The 17,495-nt window shown below is 68.6% G+C and carries 14 protein-coding genes; 5 read left to right on the top strand and 9 right to left on the bottom strand.

The window, feature by feature from the left end; translation table 11 throughout:
- Positions 1-148: 148 nt before the first annotated feature.
- Positions 149-772, bottom strand: coding sequence for a M15 family metallopeptidase (locus ATL42_RS12000; RefSeq protein WP_245862496.1), 624 nt, complete (start codon positions 770-772; stop codon positions 149-151).
- Positions 773-988: 216 nt separating this feature from the next.
- Here ATL42_RS12000 and ATL42_RS11995 point away from each other — a divergent pair, with 216 nt between their 5' ends.
- Complete coding sequence (locus ATL42_RS11995; protein ID WP_169925415.1) at positions 989-1,846, top strand: SDR family NAD(P)-dependent oxidoreductase; 858 nt, start codon at positions 989-991, stop codon at positions 1,844-1,846.
- A 90-nt stretch (positions 1,847-1,936) separates the two neighbouring features.
- On the opposite strand, the gene ATL42_RS11990 is transcribed toward ATL42_RS11995, so the two are convergent.
- From ATL42_RS11990 to ATL42_RS11960, 7 genes are all read right to left on the bottom strand, one after another.
- Positions 1,937-2,140, bottom strand: a complete 204-nt coding sequence (locus tag ATL42_RS11990; RefSeq protein ID WP_066460786.1) for a cold-shock protein — start codon at positions 2,138-2,140, stop codon at positions 1,937-1,939.
- Positions 2,141-2,356: 216 nt separating this feature from the next.
- On the bottom strand, positions 2,357-3,901 hold the full coding sequence (locus ATL42_RS11985) for a carboxylesterase/lipase family protein (protein ID WP_098455546.1): 1,545 nt from the start codon (positions 3,899-3,901) through the stop codon (positions 2,357-2,359).
- A 129-nt stretch (positions 3,902-4,030) separates the two neighbouring features.
- A complete protein-coding gene (locus ATL42_RS11980; RefSeq protein ID WP_098455545.1) occupies positions 4,031-5,119 on the bottom strand; it encodes a fatty acid desaturase family protein in 1,089 nt (362 codons plus the stop codon).
- 215 nt (positions 5,120-5,334) lie between these two features.
- The gene (locus tag ATL42_RS11975; RefSeq protein WP_098455544.1) at positions 5,335-5,538 is read right to left on the bottom strand and encodes a cold-shock protein; all 204 of its coding nucleotides are present in this window, start codon (positions 5,536-5,538) and stop codon (positions 5,335-5,337) included.
- 185 nt (positions 5,539-5,723) lie between these two features.
- Complete coding sequence (locus ATL42_RS11970) at positions 5,724-6,437, bottom strand: DUF6308 family protein (RefSeq protein ID WP_098455543.1); 714 nt, start codon at positions 6,435-6,437, stop codon at positions 5,724-5,726.
- 96 nt (positions 6,438-6,533) lie between these two features.
- Positions 6,534-10,187, bottom strand: a complete 3,654-nt coding sequence (locus ATL42_RS11965; RefSeq protein WP_098455542.1) for a TM0106 family RecB-like putative nuclease — start codon at positions 10,185-10,187, stop codon at positions 6,534-6,536.
- Positions 10,188-10,298: 111 nt separating this feature from the next.
- Positions 10,299-10,970: a GNAT family N-acetyltransferase gene (locus ATL42_RS11960; protein WP_098455541.1), complete on the bottom strand. Its 672-nt coding sequence runs from the start codon at positions 10,968-10,970 to the stop codon at positions 10,299-10,301.
- An 85-nt stretch (positions 10,971-11,055) separates the two neighbouring features.
- Between ATL42_RS11960 and ATL42_RS11955 the strand changes: the two genes are divergently transcribed.
- The 4 genes from ATL42_RS11955 to ATL42_RS11940 all read left to right on the top strand — a co-directional run bounded on the left by ATL42_RS11955 (position 11,056) and on the right by ATL42_RS11940 (position 15,185).
- Positions 11,056-11,898 carry an aldo/keto reductase gene (locus ATL42_RS11955; protein WP_098455540.1) on the top strand — a complete coding sequence of 281 codons (843 nt, stop codon included), beginning with the start codon at positions 11,056-11,058 and terminating at the stop codon, positions 11,896-11,898.
- 162 nt (positions 11,899-12,060) lie between these two features.
- Positions 12,061-13,065, top strand: coding sequence for an ABC transporter ATP-binding protein (locus ATL42_RS11950; protein ID WP_098455539.1), 1,005 nt, complete (start codon positions 12,061-12,063; stop codon positions 13,063-13,065).
- On the top strand, positions 13,065-14,051 hold the full coding sequence (locus ATL42_RS11945; protein WP_098455538.1) for an ABC transporter permease subunit: 987 nt from the start codon (positions 13,065-13,067) through the stop codon (positions 14,049-14,051). Before ATL42_RS11950 ends, ATL42_RS11945 begins: the two co-directional genes overlap by 1 nt.
- A 99-nt stretch (positions 14,052-14,150) precedes the next feature.
- Positions 14,151-15,185 (top strand): LLM class flavin-dependent oxidoreductase, encoded by a 1,035-nt coding sequence (locus ATL42_RS11940; RefSeq protein WP_098455537.1) that lies wholly within the window; start codon positions 14,151-14,153, stop codon positions 15,183-15,185.
- Positions 15,186-15,700: 515 nt separating this feature from the next.
- On the opposite strand, the gene ATL42_RS11935 is transcribed toward ATL42_RS11940, so the two are convergent.
- Positions 15,701-16,876 (bottom strand): DNA cytosine methyltransferase, encoded by a 1,176-nt coding sequence (locus tag ATL42_RS11935; protein WP_245862494.1) that lies wholly within the window; start codon positions 16,874-16,876, stop codon positions 15,701-15,703.
- Positions 16,877-17,495: the final 619 nt, after the last annotated feature.

Here is a 17,495-nt window from a genome sequence, read left to right as displayed (position 1 = left end):
ACTCAAGGCGACGCGAGGTGAACAGTATGGGGAGAAGTACCCATGGGTGATTCCGCAGAATTTCAACGAAGAAAGCGCATGCTCGATACTTTCGCGCTGAAATCGCTGTCATCCTACCGTCGTCCAGTGACCGCGGGTTCTTGAAGAGTCACGTTTCGCCCTGGAATGTCCAGTGCCACGGTTCACGCGGCACGTCCTCGACAAAGCCGTGCTCTGCGCCGTTCGCCCGCATCCAGGCCAGCGCCGGTCCGTCGAGCTTGAGGTCGAGGCTCAGGCCCCATCCGTGGTCGCTCGTCCCTGGCGTCGCGGCGAGGCCGCCCTGGGAGTACAAGCCCTTGCGCTCAGCAAGGTCGACCTGGCTCTCGTAGGTCCGGTAAGAGTCCGTGATGCCGATGTCGACGCCGTCCGCCTTCGCGGCCGCGAGCAGCTTCTCGAAGGACTCGCTCGCCGGTGCCCACAGGCGGTGGCCGGTCGTGCCGATCGACGCGAGGGCGTCGTGCGGGATCTTGCCGTTGCCGTAGGCCGCGAGATCGGTCGGGATCCCGTCGGCGTTGAGCGTCGATCGGGAGGCGCTGCTCGCGGTGACGGTCGAGGTGCCGGAGGTGAGGCTCTGAGCCTGGGCGAGCACTGTGTCGAACGAGGACGCGGTCGATGTGCTCGACGCAGCGGTGGACACGCTCGCGGAGGCGGCGACCGGCGCAGTGCGCTGCGACATCGACGCGATCGTCGTCTGGATCTCCATGATGCGTGAAGAGATTGCCTCGATACCCACTGACCTTTTCCTGACCTCTGTTCGGCCGTCCGCATGGCCTGGACCCAGGCCCGTCCATGGGTCCGGTCTCGCACAGCCCATCGACCTCGAGGGGCCGACCATGAGGAGTCCTTCGGAACGAAGATCTGCCGAAACTATCGGCCTGTTGGTGTGGGCGTTGGGCGGGCGAGATCTCTGGCGCGACGTGCACCGATGCTGAGGTGGATAGTTCTCCCCATGACCTCCCAGACCACCGTCTTCATCACTGGCGCCGCCCGAGGTATCGGTCGCGCCACCGCCGAGACCTTCCTCCGCCACGGCTGGACCGTCGGCGTGAGCGACGTCGACGTGGACGCGCTCGCGACAGGATGGGAGCACGTCACCGATCTCCGCACGGGCCGACCGCGCCGCCCTGTCGTCACCACGCGGCTCGACGTCACCGACCGTAGCGGCTGGGACCGCGCGCTCGACGAGTTCGTCGCTGTCGCAGGCAGCCTCACGGTCCTCGTCAACAACGCGGGGACCATCGTGTCCGGGCCGTTCGAGGAGCTCTCCTGGGAGAGTCAGTCTCGCCTCGTCGACATCAACGTCAAGGGCGTCTTGGCGGGGTCGCAGGCCGCCTTCAACCACCTGCGCGTCGCAGGTGCCCGCGGCGGGGGAGGAAAGGGCGCTGTCGGGGCCGAGCGTGAGCCGGCACGCATCGTCACCATGTGCTCGGCGTCCGCGTTCTACGGCCAGTCGGGCATCGTCACGTACGCCGCGACGAAGTCGGCCGTCCAGTCGATCACCGAGGGGCTCGACCTCGAGTGGCTCCGGTTCGGTATCCGGGCGTTCTGCGTCTCGCCGCTGTGGGTGCGGACCGCGCTCGTCGACGACGCACAGGCTGCCGGGAGCGTCAGTGCCCTCGGGGTCCGGCTCTCCACCGAGACGATCGCTGCGGCGGTCTACCGACAGGCCACGCAGCCATCACGGGTCCTCGGGGTGCCCCGTGGGGTCAACCGGGTCGTCGGCGTCCAGACCCGCGCGCTCTACCACGCTGGTCGGCTTGTGCCGCAGGTCGTCGCGCGCGCTGTCGCGAGCCGTCTCGGGCGCTGAGCGGGCCAGGTCTTCACCGTTCGGGGACGACGAAGGCCCCGGTCTCCCGACCGGGGCCTTCGCAAGAATCGGATCGACGCTGGTGCGAGATCAGATCGGGCGGATGTTCTCCGCCTGCGGGCCCTTGGGGCCCTGCGTGATGTCGAACTCGACCTTCTGGTTCTCGTCGAGCGAGCGGTAGCCCGAGCTCTGGATCGCAGAGTAGTGGGCGAACACGTCAGCGCTGCCGTCTTCGGGGGCGATGAAGCCGAACCCCTTCTCTGCGTTGAACCACTTCACGGTACCAACTGCCATCTTCATACTCCTTCAAGAGCGTGTAAGACGACCTCCCCTGCGGAGGCCGCTCGTCACGGCGCGCGTCGTCCACTCCTGAGGACCAAGAACTACCCCGACTCGCGTCGGTGCAGGTAAGACGTGCGATGCACTGCAACTTCACCACTTACTCTAGCCACATCGCTGGTGTTGTCGCTAGACACGCCGTGAAATCCGGGTGTCCGAGATCGACCGGTCTCAGCGGTAGCCCGCGACGCCGTCCCAGGCGCGTCGGCGCTCTCGGCCCGGGTCGCTGATGACCCTGTCGCGGGCGTCGAAGATCATCGTCGGACGGTCGTCGGCATCGTAGGAAGGCCACCCTGCGACAGGAGCGCCGGTGCGGACGAACGACAACCAGCTCTCTTGCATCCGGTCGCTGACGGCGGCCAGCTCCTCGCGCCCGCCGAGCCACGTCATGCCTCGTCCGCGAGCCGAGTCGAGGAGGCCGAACACCGGCACGAGGTCCGTGCCGTGCCCGCCGCCCTGCCCCGCCAGGTTGAGCGCTGGCGTCATGAAGTCGTAGCGGTACACGAACGTCGGCGAGCGGGTCGCGTGCGCCTGGGCCGCCTCGACGGCAGGTACCCAGAACGTCGCGTCCCCTCCGAGCTGGGCCCGTGCGCGCGCGCTCGGGTACCCCGGATAGGCGGAGAGCACCTGGAGCTGTGCGCCCGGGTCGGTGATCTCGAACATGAGGTTGATCGCCTCGGGCGTGATCGGGACGTCTGACGTACCGGGCCTGGCGAAGACGATGCCCTCGTGCTTGGTCGAGCCGACGAGGAACGGCACGGGCGCGGAGCGGCCGCCCGCGAACGCGTCGAGCGGGTGCTCCGGCAGGAAGTCGCCGTCGACGACGGGGCTCATGCACAGCGCGCCAGGCGTCTCGACGGGGACGAGGGCTGCCAGGCGTGCGCCGGCGTTGACGAGCTCCTTCGGTGACGCGCTGAGCAGGGCGTCCACAGCGAGGCTCTCCGTGGTGTGCAACCAGTTGATGAAGTCGCGTGCCCAGCCGGCTGCCCGCTCCGGGCTGTAGGCCGCAGCGAGGGTCGGGCTCTGGGCGATCGCCCGGTGAAAGAGGCCACGGGCTGACGGGACGCACATGAGGGTGGTCACTGCCGCGCCGCCGGAGGACTGCCCGGCGATCGTCACCTGCGACGGGTCGCCGCCGAACACGGCGATGTTGTCCCGGACCCACTCGAGCGCAGCGACCTGGTCACGCAGGCCGAGGTTGGACTCGAACGTCCGCCGCGGGGTCGAGTACTGCGAGAAGTCGAGGAAGCCGAGCGCACCGAGGCGGTAGTTCACTGTGACGACCACGATGTCTCCGCGAGCGACCAGGGTGTCGGCTGCGTAGGCGGGTGCTGATCCGGCGCCGCGGCTGAACGCGCCACCGTGGAACCAGACGAGGACGGGGCGCGGCGCGTCGTCGGGCCCCGGCTGCGGAGCGAGGATGCTCAGGGTGAGGCAGTCCTCGGACTGCTCGGTCTCCGGCCCGGCGGCGGAGAACCCTTGGGTGACGCGCTGCGGTGCGACCGGTCCGTGGTGCATGGCGTTGCGGGTACCGGTCCAGGGGACCGGTCCCTGAGGAGCGCGGAAGCGGAGGTTGCCCACGGGCGGGGCCGCGTACGGGATGCCGCGGAACGCACGCAGCCCGCTCGCGGTGATGGTCCCCCGGACCCGGCCCTGGCCGACGTCGACCTGGGTGCTCACGGTGCGGGTGGGCGTGGGGTTGTCCGTGCTGCTCACAGTGCGGCTCCTTGCGCCGCTGGTGGTGCGGCTTCGCGGTTTGCGTCCTCGCTCTGAGGCTAGCCCGTCCGGGAGCGCGCCACGCGCCGGGGCAGCGAAGAAGGCGTGAGGATCCGCGACAGGTCTGCGTCAGCGGTAGGACTGCACCAGCGGGCAGGTGAAGTTGTCCCGAGCGCCGAGGCCGACCTCGTTGAGATAGCGGATGACGATGCCGTAGGACGTGAAGAGCGTCGTCTGGGTGTACTTGACGTCCTTCTCGGCGCAGAACGCGGCGATGATCGGCTGCGCCCGACGCAGGCTGATGCGCGGCATGCTCGGGAAGAGGTGGTGCTCGATCTGGTAGTTGAGCCCGCCGAGCGCGACGTCGACGAAGCGTCCGCCGGTGACGTTGCGGCTCATGAGCACCTGACGACGCAGGAAGTCGATCTTGAGGTCCTTCGGCACGATGGGCATGCCCTTGTGGTTCGGTGCGAACGAGCCGCCCATGTACAGGCCGAAGAGTGCAAGGTGCAGGGCGATGAAGACGACGGCCTTGACCGGGGAGAGCACCGCGAAGACGAGGACGACGTAGCCGACGAGGCGGGTGCCGAGGAAGAGGATCTCGACGCCGCGGCGGGCGATGGGCTCGCGACCGAAGACGCGCTTGAGGCCCTGGTAGTGCAGGTCGATGCCTTCGAGCAGCAGCAGGGGGAAGAAGAAGTAGCCCTGGTGCGCGGCGAACCAGCGTGTGAACGGGTTGCGGCGCGAGGCGGCCTGGGTCGCGGTGAACGCGAGGACCGGCAGGTCGATGTCTGGGTCGACGTCTTCCTTGTTCGGGTTGCCGTGGTGCCTGGTGTGCTTGTGCTGCCACCAGCCGTAGCTGAGCCCGACGAAGAGGTTCGCGACGACGAGCGACGTCCACTCGTTCCACTTGCCGGACACGAACATCTGGCGGTGCGCGGCGTCGTGGCCGAGGAAAGCGGTCTGCGTCATGACGACGGCTGCGACGACGGCGGTGGCGAGCTGCCACCAGGAGTCGCCGACGAGGACGAACGCGGTGATGAGCGCTGCCCACACGACGACCATGCCGACGAGCTTGGCCCAGTAGTACGCGTAGCGGCGGCGCATGAGGCCGGCGTCCTGGATGCGTCGTGAGATCTCGGCGAAGTCGGTGACCGCGCGGACGCGAGGCGACTCGGGAGGAACTGAAGGGTCGGGCAGGGTGAGCGTCGCGCTCATGGGGGCTCCGAGGGGAGTGGGTGAGCGCAAGAGGTCGTTCTCGGGGGCCGCCGACCGGTGAGTTCCGCTCGAGCTCGGGCGTGGTCGGCGACGCGGCTGTCCCAGCAGGTCTGGATACACGAATGCCCCGGGAACGAGTCCCGGGGCATTCGTAGAGATCTTGGTAGCTGTCCTGGCGTCCGACTACTCAGACTGCCCAGGTCAGGGCACCAGAATCAGAGGGGGCGGATGTTCTCAGCCTGCGGGCCCTTCGGGCCCTGCGTGACGTCGAACTCGACCTTCTGGTTCTCGTCGAGGGAGCGGTATCCGCTGGACGAGATCGCGGAGTAGTGCGCGAACACGTCGGCCGAGCCGTCCTCAGGTGCGATGAAGCCGAAGCCCTTTTCGGCGTTGAACCACTTCACGGTTCCAACAGTCATTTGATACTCCTTCAAGAGTGATCACAACGGCTCCGCGTGTCGGAGGCGTTCGTCACGGTGTTCCGTCGTCAACTCTTGAAGAACAAGATCCGCGGGCATTGGCCCGGATGCGGCAAAGACATGAGATGCACAGCAACTTCTGTCCCGAGACTACACACCTCGGGCCGTCGTGGCTAGTGGCAGTGTCAGGTGGTGGTCTCTTCGGTGAGGATGCCGGTCTCGGGCGAGGGCGTGCCGATGGAGGACCCGACGATGTGCATGGCGCGCAGCGCGCTGATCGGCGGGCCGTCGAGCGGGACGAGCGTGGTGAGCTCCGCCCACGTGTCGAGCTGGCTGTCGAGGTCCCGCTGGACGGCACGGAGCCACAGCTGTGCGAACGCAGCGTACGAGCGTCGGTCGTCGCGCTTGAGCGGTGCTCCCTCGACGTCGAGGTAGCAGGAGGAGATGTGCTTGTCGAAGACTGGGACGAGGCGCGGGCGCTTGCGGTGCAAGAGCGCCGAGAACGTGGTCAGGGACACGCCGGGCATCGGGTGGGTGTCGAGGAACGCGTAGAGGTCGAGGACGCTCCCCAGGTCGTCGTAGGTGGCGCCCACGAGGGACGTCTCCAGCGGGATCGCGCTGAGCACGGCGTTGATCGACGGGAGGTTGTCGACGAGCGCGTCGTACGTCGCGATGCTGGCGAGAGGCGCTCCGACGAACCATGGCGCGAGCAGGTCGGCCGACGAGAGGCGCTCCGAGGGCCCGCCCTCGTAGGCGTCGTACGCCGGGTACGAGCCGTGGTCCTCCGGAGTGTTGAGGACGTGCAGGACGTGGCTGTGCGCGGCGTCGAAGCTGGTGCGTGCTCCACCCACCCTGACGTCTGGACGGTCGGCGACGACGTCCGAGCTCGATGTAGTCATGAGTGGACTATCGGACGGATCGTCTCTCGAGGCGAGCGTGTGCGCTCGATCACCACGTTTTTCATCCGCTCGCTCGCCCGGCCGGCCGGGCGAGCGTCAGCCCTGCGTGCCGCTCAGCCCGATGAACGCCCCGAGCTCGCACAGGCCCTCCGGCGTCGAGGGGAGGTGGTCGGTCAGCCACGGAGACCGCACGACGATCGCGAGCCACTGGCCCCGGGACACCGCCACGTTGACGCGGTTGCGCGAGAGGAGGAAACCTGTGCCGCGGGGAGCGTCCTCGGCAGACGAGGCGGCCATCGTCATGATGACCACGGGCGCCTCCTGACCCTGGAACGTGTCGACCGTCCCGACGCGGGTGCCGGCGAACCCGGCGGCTCGCAGGGAACGCTCGACGAGGGCGCGCTGCGCGTTGTACGCGGCGACGACGAGGACGTCGCTGTCGGCGAGAGGCCGGTACACGCGCTCGTCGTCGGGCTCGTCGGTGGTCCCGTCTGACCACGGGGTGCCGACCAGGGCGGCGACCTGTCGCACGACCTCGTCGGCCTCCTCGACCGAGAGGACGGCGTTGCCGCGGTGCTCGACGAGGACGGTCCGCACGCCGGGAGCGACCCCGGCGAGGTCGCGAGCCGTCGTCGTGGCCTCTTCGGAGAGGAGCCGGCCGTCGTAGGCGAGCCGGGACACCGGGGCGCACAGCGCCGGGTGCAGGCGCCAGGTGCGCTCGAGGAAATACCCGCGGTCTGCGGGAAGCGCGTCGTGGCCTTCGGCCACCCAGGCGAGAGCGGACTGGTCGACAGGCTCAGGGTGCGTCCCCCGGGTCACCTGCGGGAGCTGCTGCGGGTCGCCGAGCAGGAGGAGGTTGTGGGCGCAGACGGACGCGGCGAGCGTGTTGGCGAGCGAGAACTGACCGGCCTCGTCGACGACGAGGAGGTCGAGCTTCTCGCGCGGGACCTTGGCGGTGTTCGTGAAGTCCCAGGCCGTGCCGCCGATGACGTAGCCGTGGTCGCGGTGCTCGGCGAGGAACTTCGCCTGCTTCTTCTCGGGGATCGCGGTCCACGTGCGCTCGACGCCGGGGTCGTGGGGAGTCTTGCCTACGCGATAGCCGGGCACGCCCGCCTCGACGATCGTGTCGAGGAGGTTCTCCACGACGGCGTGGGACGGCGCGACCACGCCGATGTGCCACCCGCTGCGCACGAGCCGCTCGATGACGCGCGCGCCGACGAAGGTCTTGCCGGTCCCGGGCGGGCCCTGGACGGCGACGTACGAGCGGTCGAGCGCGCGGACCGCGTCGGTGATGGCGCTGATGTACGCGCCCTTGCCCGTGCGCGGAGCCGGAAGGGCACCCGTCGCGCTGCCGCCCGGGCCCGAGGTGTCGCGCAGCTGCGGCGGGAGCCGACGGAGGATGTCGAGCCCAGCCTGGGCCGGGAACGAGCGGCCTGGGAGGTACAGGGACCGGCGGACGCTGCTCGCGACCTCGCGGATCGCGTTCTCGAGCGGCGTGGTGCGGACCGGGCTGCCGGGGCCGATCGCCATGGGCACCTCGTCGTACGGGTCGAGGCCCTTCTTGAGGACCTCTTCGACGACGAGGACGTCGCGCCCTGCCTCGTCCGAGGCGACGCGCAGCACCGTGGCGGTCCCGGTGACCTGGCGGACCGCGCCTGCGGGCGCGACGAGGCCTGCAGGGAGCAGCGCGGCGTAGATGCACCAGACGCTCGACCCGGCCCCGAGGGTGCTGCCCGTGGCGAGCGCGCCGACGAGCGTGATCTCACGGCGCAGCGAGCGCTGGTTGCCCTCCTTGAACCAGTCACGGGTGACGGACACGGTGTCGGCGACGAGCACGTCGCGCGACTGCGCCCACTCGTCGGACGGCGCCGTGAGGCGGTCGAAGTGCTCCCACCAGAAGGGCTTGTTCTCCCGGCGGTGGTAGCCGAGCGCGGCCGCGAGCATGGCGAGGCCCTGCTCGTCCGGCGTGCGGTCGTCGCGGGGCGCGTCACCTGCAGCATGGAGGAGCTCGAGAGCCTCGGACGCGATGGCCTCCTCGAGGTTCTCCTCGTCCATCGAGCGGGCGGAGACGACCGTGTCCTCGGCGAGGGCGGGGGCGCTCGGCGTCACGCCTGCCTCGGCGGCGCGCTCGAGCAGCCAGTCGCGCAGGCGCAGCGTCGACACGCAGTCGTACCGGTTGTACTCCTCGACGAGATCGAGCGCAGCGTCGTGCTCGTCCGTGCGACCGGCGTCGCGCAGGTCGCACGCGAGCGCGTACTGAGCGATCGAGTCGACCGCGTTGTCGAGGGCGTCATTGCGCTGCTCGTCGCGCATGTAGAGCGGCTCGAGCCTCTTGATCGAGTACGACGGCTGGGAGACCCGCACGCTCTGGCGCACCGTCGCGTAGAGGTCGACGAGAACACCCGCGCGCACGAGCTCGTCGAGCTGACGGTCCCCGACACCGTGCCGCCCGACGAGACGCCCGAGGGCCGTCTTCTCGTACGAGGCGTAGTGGTAGACGTGCATCGCAGGATGCTCGGCGCGTCGCGCCGTCACGTAGTCGAGGAAGTCGACGAGCGACTGCTTCTCCTCGGCGCGCGTGTGCGCCCAGAACGGCCGGAACGTCTCCGGCCCGTCGGCGCCGTCCGCCTCGACGACACCGAAGAGGTACTCCAGCCCCCAGTCGCCCGAGCCGCGCTCCGCCCACAGCGGGTCGCCCTCGACGTCGAAGAAGAGGTCTCCCGGGTCGGGAGCAGGGAGAGCGGCAAGCGCGTCCGTCGAGACGACGACCGCCCGCACGTCCGGCTGCCCGTTCGCCAGCAGGGGGCGGTGCTCCTGCGCGACCTGCATCCGGGCCTGCTCGCGCAGCGCATGGAGCGTGCGCTCGGCGAGCCCCGCGACCGGGCCGCTGCTTGCCGCAAGATCGTCGATGGTCCGCAGCCCGGCCGCCGCAAGACGCGCACGCTGCGTCGTGCGCATGCCCGCGACGAGCAAGACGTCGCGGTGCGCCGCCACATGGACGGCGCACACGTCGCACCGACCGCACGCCAGGTACCGCTCGTCGCCCCAGACGACAGGCCCGTCCTCGCCCTGGTGCTCGTCGAGGATCGCCTCGAGCCGTGCGCGGCGCTCGCGGTAGACCGGCACGATGTCTGCCACCGCGTGGCTCGACGCGCTGCCGTCGCCGAGGACGAGACGCACCTGCGGCTCGACCGCGATCCCGGCCGACGCGAGCTGGTCCGCGTACGCCGCCACCTGCAGGAGCGCCGTGACCTTCGCGTGGCGCGCCAGCTTCGTGTCGACGACCGTGTACGACGCGTGGGACGACGACGTGCGCGGGACCGAGCGCGCGTCGGCGTGACGCACGAGGAAGTCCGGGCGACCGAGGAACCGACCGTCGAACACGGTGCCCTGGTAGACGACGTCCACACCGCTGCGCAGCAGCGCGACCGTGCGCTCGTGCGCCGCCCGAAGATCCTCGGCCGTGTCCCACCGCTCGTCCTCGAGGACCGCGACACCACGGTCCGGGTGCAGCGAGCCGGTCGCCGGGTCGTGCGGACCGAAGCGCTCGAGGTAGTCCTGGAGCACTCGCTTCTCGTGCGCGAGGCCGAGGTGCGCCGTGCGCGCGAGCATCGCGTCGCCCGCCACCGCGGCTGGTGCCGCCGTCCGCCCCAGACGCAGATCGAGCGCGCTGAGGAGCGCCAGCTCGCACGTCGCCGACAGGGCGATGTCGGTCGCGCTGCACACCAGCACGTCATCAAGAACAAGCACGGTGGCTCCTCACACGGACGGGGCGAGATGCCCCGGGCTCAACCTACCGGGCAGCAGGTGCGCCACCTCACGGGACCGACGCCCCCGCCCCCGCCGGGCACGTGCCTCGCGTCACAGACGCAGCCCCACGTGGACGACGTTCTCGTCCGCCGCAAGCTGCATGAACCCGAGGTGCGCATAGAACCCGCCCGCCCGGACGTTGCCCGCCGCCATGCCGAGGTGCACCCCGGGCACACCGAGCCCCCGCAGCACACCGAAGAGCGTCTCGAGCAGAGCACGGCCGTTGCCGCCGCCCTGCGCCTGCGGCAGCACGTCGACGTGCAGGTGCGCCGGGTACAGGTCGAGGAACGCCGGGTCGGGTCCGTGGTGGTCGTGAAGGATCTCGATGAACATCGCGTCGACCGTCCCCACAGGCAACGACGCGTCGCGCGCCTGGGCGAGCGGGTAGCGCTCGCGGACGGCGGGCAGCCAGTCGCGGACGACGGTGGCGTCGAACGCTGCGCTGTCGCGGACGCCGAGGACGTAGCCGACGACGGCGTCCGGACCGGTGCGGGTCTCGTCGACGAGGACGAACGCGAGCTCGGGCTCGAAGGCGAGGTACGGACCGAGGAAGAGGTCGCCGATGAGCCGTGGGTGCACGGCACGGTCGGTCGCGTCCTCGCCGCTGTCGCCGGTTCGCAGGCAGATCTCGTAGAGACGGTCGACCTCGGCAGGGTCGGAGGTGTCGGCGGGCCGGACCGCGTAGCGCGGGGCAGCAGGGGAGAGGCGTGCGTCGTCGGCCATACGAGGCAATGTAGCGGTGGCCGGCCGCGACCGGAAGGCGCAGGCACAGCCTGCACCGCGCAGCACGCTGCGGTATGAAAGACGTATGACTACTTCTCACCCCACCGTGACACTGAACAACGGCATCACGATCCCGCAGGTCGGGTTCGGCACCTTCAAGATCCCGGCCGACGACACGCAGCGCGCCGTCGAGTCCGCCATCGGCTCCGGCTACCGCCACATCGACACCGCGGCCGGCTACTACAACGAGGCAGGGGTCGGTGCGGCGGTCCGTGCGAGCAGCGTCGCGCGCGAGGACCTCTTCGTCACGACCAAGCTGCGCAACGGCGACCAGGGCTACGAGAGCACCCTCACGGCGTTCGAGAACAGCAGGGTTGCGCTCGGCCTCGACTACGTCGACCTCTACCTCATCCACTGGCCGTACCCGAGCGAGGGCCTGTACGTGGAGACGTGGCGCGCGTTCGAGAAGCTCTACGCGGACGGCGTGGTGCGCGCGATCGGCGTCTCCAACTTCCTCCCCGAGCACCTCACCACGCTCCTCGAGTCCGCCGACGTGGTGCCGGCCGTCAACCAGATCGAGGTGCACCCCACCTTCCAGCAGCGGTCGCTCGCCTCCGACTCGCGCGCGGCCGGGATCACCGTCGAGGCCTACAGCCCGCTCGGCCGGGGCGAGGACCTCGAGTCCGACGTCGTCGTCGCGATCGCCGAGGCGCACGGCGTCACGGCTGCGCAGACGGTGCTGCGCTGGCACGTCCAGAACGGCCACATCATCATCCCGAAGTCGACGGACCCCGAGCGCATCGCGTCCAACCTCGACCTCTTCGGCTTCGAGCTGTCCGCACAGGAGATGGCAGACATCACCGGGCTCGAGACCGGGCAGCGTCTCGGCTCCGACCCGGCGACGGCGGCGTTCACGCAGTACCGCTGACCGCAGCCGCGTTCGTCTCCGGACGGGTGGTCGCCACCCGTCCGGAGACGGACACGACACGGAGAAGATCCCCCTGCGGTCGTACAGACTCTGCCCGACCTGCATCGATACGCTTTCCTGTGAACGCCTGCGCACCAGCAGGCGCCACCCAGGGGAGCTCCGATGACAGCCACCGCCGCACCGCCCGACGTCGACCCGACCACCCTCGCGGTGAGCACACGCGGGCTGCGCAAGACGTACCGCTCGCTCAAAGGACGTCACGTCGCTGTCCAGGGGCTCGACCTCGACGTGCCGATCGGTGGTGTCCACGGGTTCCTCGGCCCCAACGGCTCCGGCAAGACGACGTCGATCCGCATGCTCCTCGGCCTCATCCGCGCCGACTCCGGCAGCATGCGGATCTTCGGCGAGGAGGTGCCTGACCACCTGCCGGGCGTCATCGGGCGCATCGGCGCCATCGTCGAGCAGCCGAAGTTCTTCCCGACCTTCACCGCGCGCAAGAACCTCGACCTCCTCGCAGGCGCGATCGGCGCGCCGGCAGCGGCCGTCGGGAAGGTGCTCGACGACGTGGGGCTCGCCGACCGGGGGAAGGACCGCTACAAGACGTACTCCCTCGGGATGAAGCAGCGGCTCGCGATCGCTGCCACGCTCCTCAAAGACCCCGACCTCCTCATCTTCGACGAGCCGACCAACGGCCTCGACCCCGCAGGCATCCGCGAGATCCGCACGACCATGCGCGGCCTCGCCGAGCGCGGGAAGACGGTCCTCGTCAGCAGCCACATCCTTGCTGAGGTGGAGCAGGTCGCGGACACGGTCTCGATCATCGGCCACGGGCGGCTCCTCGCGAGCGGGACCGTCGCCGACCTCATCCGCGGAGGAGCCCACGCAGCCACCCAGGTGCGCGTCGGTGTCTCCGACCTGCCTGGCGCCCTGCGCATCCTCACCGAGGCAGGCCTGGCCGTGCGCCTCGACGGCCGCCAGCTCGTGGTCGACGGAGCAGACGACCCCGCCGACATCACGCGGCGCCTCGCCCACCACGAGCTCTACGTCGACGAGCTGGTGCCCGTGCGCGCTGGTCTCGAGTCGATCTTCCTCCAGCTCACCGCTGGCGAAGGCCCCGGCACCCACATCGCAGCCGCGAGTAGTCACACCGACGGAGAGGTTGCCTGATGCGTCTCCTCAAGGTCGAGATCCAGAGATTCTTCGCCCGCCGGCTCGTGCTCGTCGGTGCCGTGCTCTCGCTCGCTGTGGTCGTGCTCGCCCTCGTCGGGCTGTGGGACGGCGCGAAGCCGTTGAGCGACGAGGAGCAGGCATGGGCGGTGAGCAACTACGAGGAGCAGGCCAAGTACTGGGAAGAGAACGGCGACGAACAGATCGCCGGCTGCTACGAGGGCGAAGCCGAAGAGCAAGAGATCAACCCAGCCGCCGACTGGGGGTGCGACCAGATGACTGCACCACGCCTCGAGGACTGGATCGGCTCGCAACGGGAGCTCGCCTCTGCCCTCGAGCCGGCGCTCGCCGACATCTCCTCGCTCTTCGTCGTCCTCGCGTTCTTGCTCGGGGCCGGATTCGTCGCCGCGGAGATCAGCACCGGTGCGCTCGGGAACTGGCTGACGTTCGAGCCACGGCGCGTGCGCGTCTACGCGAGCAAGGTTGCCGCCGCCGCGCTCGGGACCATCCCGATCGTGCTCGGTCTCGTCGCAGTGTTCGTCGTCGGGGCGTACGGGATCTTTGCGTCGTTCGACGCGCTCGGTGACCTCACCGGGGACGTGTGGGGCGGTGTGGCTTCCCTCGCGGGGCGCTCGATCGCGCTGGCCGCGGTCGTCGCTGCGCTCGGTGTCGGTGTCGGTGCGCTCCTCAAGCACACCGCGGCCGCCCTGGGGGTGCTCGTCGGGTACATGATCGTCTTCGAGGGCATCGTGTCCGGCCTCGCCCAGGCTGTCCGTCCCTACCTGCTCTTGGTCAACATCGATGCGGTCACGAAGGGCGAGGGCCAGTACTGGGTCGAGGTGTGCACCACGGAGGCCCTCGGGCAGTCCTGCATGTCGGACTTCCGCACCGTCTCGCTCGCGCACGGTGTCACGGTCATCGGCGTCCTGACTGTGGTCGTCGTCGTGGTCGCCGGGGTGGTGTTCCGCCGGCGCGACGTCAGCTGATCGGCGGGGCCGTCGACTGGTCGAGCAGGCATTGGTTGAATCATCAACTACTGTGGGTGGTGTCGGTTCGACCTCGGCACCCTCGATCAGGAGACGGACATGAGCAGCGCACTGGAATTCGGCATCGACACCTTCGGCGACGTCAGTCGTGGCCCGGACGGTGAGCTCCTGACGCACGCGCAGGTGCTCCGGAACGTCGTCGCCGAGGGGGTGCTCGCCGACCAGGTGGGGCTCGACGTCATCGGGATCGGCGAGCACCACCGCGCGGACTATGCGGTCTCGGCGCCGGACGTCGTCTTGGCGGCGATCGCGGCGACGACGGAGCGCATCCGGGTCGGGTCTGCGGTGACGGTCCTGTCGAGCGACGACCCCGTCCGCGTGTTCCAGCGCTTCGCGACGATCGACGCGATCTCGGGCGGTCGCGCTGAGGTGATCCTCGGGCGCGGGTCGTTCATCGAGTCGTTCCCGCTGTTCGGGTACGACCTCGCGCAGTACACCGAGCTCTTCGAGGAGAAGCTGGACCTCTTCATGAAGGTCCGTGAGCAGCAACCGGTCACGTGGTCGGGGAGCGTGCGCAAGCCGCTCGACGGGCTGGACGTGTTCCCGCACGTTGACGGTGGCCTGCTCACGACGTGGATCGCGGTGGGCGGCAGCCCGGAGAGCGTCCTGCGTGCTGCTGGGTATGGCCTGCCGCTCATGCTCGCGATCATCGGTGGCGACCCGGTCGCGTTCAAGCAGTTCACCGACCTGTACCGGCGTGCGCTGGGCGAGCTCGGCACGGCTCCGCTGCCGGTCGGCGTGCACGCCCCGGGGTACGTGGCCGAGACGGACGAGCAGGCGATAGAGGACTCGTGGCCGCTCATCGGCAAGTACTTCTCGAAGATCGCGCTCGAGCGTGGTGGGCGGGCGATGGGCGAGGGGCAGTTCCGCGCGCAGGTGGGGCCCGAGGGGGCGTACTTCATCGGGTCGCCGGAGACGGTTGCCCGGAAGATCGTGCGGGTGGTCAAGGCGTTGGAGCTTGATCGGTTCGACTTCAAGTACGCCAACGGGCCCATGGAGCACTCCAAGCTCATGACGAGCATCGAGCTGTACGGGACCCGGGTGGTGCCGTTGGTGCGGGAGATGTTGGCGTGATGCGTCGACACGCCGCGGCGGGAGCTGTACTCGCAACGTCACTCGGACCTTTGGGAACTCAAGAGTTCCAAGTTTGACACGACCAATTTTATGTATTCAGATGAACAGATCGGTCGGGCTAGGGATCCCTCCGGACGCCATCGCTGATGTCGGCGCTATTGCCCTGTCAGTATGGGATAAAAAAAGATGCCCTGGAGGCCGAGGCGTACCCCTGAGCTGGCCTCTAGTCCTTTGAGCTGGCTGACGCCCGAATCATACGTCGAGCTGTTCTTGTATCGCTCGGGCACGAGGAGAATCAACCAACTCGTTTGGACTGAACGTAGCGTATGAGCCAGGCGCGAAGCCGGAAGTGTGCAGAGTGGAATCGACGACTCGGCTGACATCTCGGCATGTGATCCCTCCGCGGTCAGAGAACGTTCGACGAATCGTAGCTCGGCGCGCTTCTAACTCCCTTACGACGGTGACTATCTTCTCCGGTACTTCAGGACGGGACGGGCTGAAGACCAGAAGCGCACTCATTGGAGAACTGGAGCAGGTGCGTCGGCCTCCGACGGAGCCTCGTTGGTCGAGTCCAGTGCATTCTTCAAGCGACGTCCGATCGCCGCTCCCAGAGCGATTGGGACCGCGTTCCCGATCTGCCGGGCGATGTCGGCCCAGGAACCGAGCCACTGATAGTCGCTCGGAAACCCCTGGATGAGCGCCGCCTCGTAGTGCGTGATGACGCGATGCTCCTCCGGGTGCAGGTAACGCCCCTTCTCCGGCTTGAAGAACTCGGTGCGGATCGTCACCGAGGGCTTTTCCCACCGCAACCGGCCCATGACGTCGCCCGATCCTGATGTGTGCTTGAGCCAGCAAGGGGATTTCAAGTGGTCCGGGAGATTGAATCGATTGCCCCCGTACTTGATGTGTGGGAAACGATCACGGGAGATCTGCTCATAGTTGCGGCCGACATGGAGTTCGCGCGATGAGTAAGGTCCCCGGAGCTCTCTGCCCGCGAAGGTGACGACCTCGCCTGCGAGTCCCGTGGCCGTAACCTCGGCGGGCACGCCGCTCAATGCATCCCCTACAGTCCGGTGCTCAGCGTGCGTCATCTCAGGAAATCCCGGTGCAATCACGTCCTTGTGGTGCCCCATCACGACGACCCGCTTACGAGCCTGTGCCGCGCCGTAGTCCGCAGAGTTGAGCACGCGTGCCTCGAAGCTGTAGTCCTCGAGGAGACCGCCTGGCTCCAGCTCGGACAGAAATACTTCGTATTGGGGTGACTTGAGGAAGGCCGGGACGTTCTCGAGGACGAAGTACTTCGGCTCAGCCTTGTTTACGGTCTTGGCGTACTCGTGCCACATGAGGTTGCGTGCGTCGTCCACATCGCGCTTTCCGAGCGTAGAGAAACCTTGGCAGGGAGGCCCGCCGACGACGAGGTCCACCGATGGCACTTCGCCTAGCTCCAGCCAGTCGGCGATGCCCCCCGCGTAGACAATGTCGCTGCTCAGTGCACCCTCGACGAGGGCACCCCCGTGGTTGAGAGCGTATGTACCTGCTGCCGCGACGTCCCATTCAACGGCCGTGACCGGCCGGAATCGCTTGGACGCTGTTCGCAGCCCGGTCGTCAGCCCCCCTGCGCCTGCGAAGAGATCGAGCGTGCGGATCGCGGCCCGCGAGCGTCGGACGCGTGGCACGTCGTGGGTAGACACTCGCGGGATGGTCACAGTACATGAGGATAGCCGGCTGGTGGCACGTCGGCCTACTGGCACGCGGGCGAAGCCTCCGACGGACTTAGTCGCGGGGGTGACGTCTGCCCGGATGGCGCGGCAGCGTGGACGGGATGCAGTGCCGGAACCGCTCCCGCGCCGTGAGTTCCACCGGCTCGGGCTCCGCTACTGAGTTGACGCACCGCTCCCGGGAATGGCGTGACGACGAGCCGACGTCCGATGACTCGCGCCCGCATTGCCGTCTTCGTGGACGGTTGCTTCTAGCACTCGTGCGCTCTTCATGGCACGACCCCGGTCAATAACGGAGCGTGGAGGCAGGAGAAGCTGACGAAGGACGTCGCTCGTGACCACGACACCGATGCACACCTCCACACTCTGCAGTGGACCGTGCTGTGGTTCTGGGCGCACAAAAATATGACGAGCACTGCCGTCGAGGTCACGGACGCGTGGCTCACACGACGCGCTGAATTCACCCGCTGACCTGGTCAGGTGCCCACAAAGGGTGAGGCCGCGCCGCTACCATGCAACTACCCGTTCGGTCCGGGCCGGTGCACCTGTGGACGACAGCGACACTCAAGGCGTCAGCCCGTTCGCGGAAAGC

Origin of the sequence: Sanguibacter antarcticus (assembly GCF_002564005.1) — a bacterium.
Taxonomy (GTDB): domain Bacteria; phylum Actinomycetota; class Actinomycetes; order Actinomycetales; family Cellulomonadaceae; genus Sanguibacter; species Sanguibacter antarcticus.
Note: the sequence above shows the minus strand (reverse complement) of the source record. Positions and strands in the feature narration are given on the sequence as shown.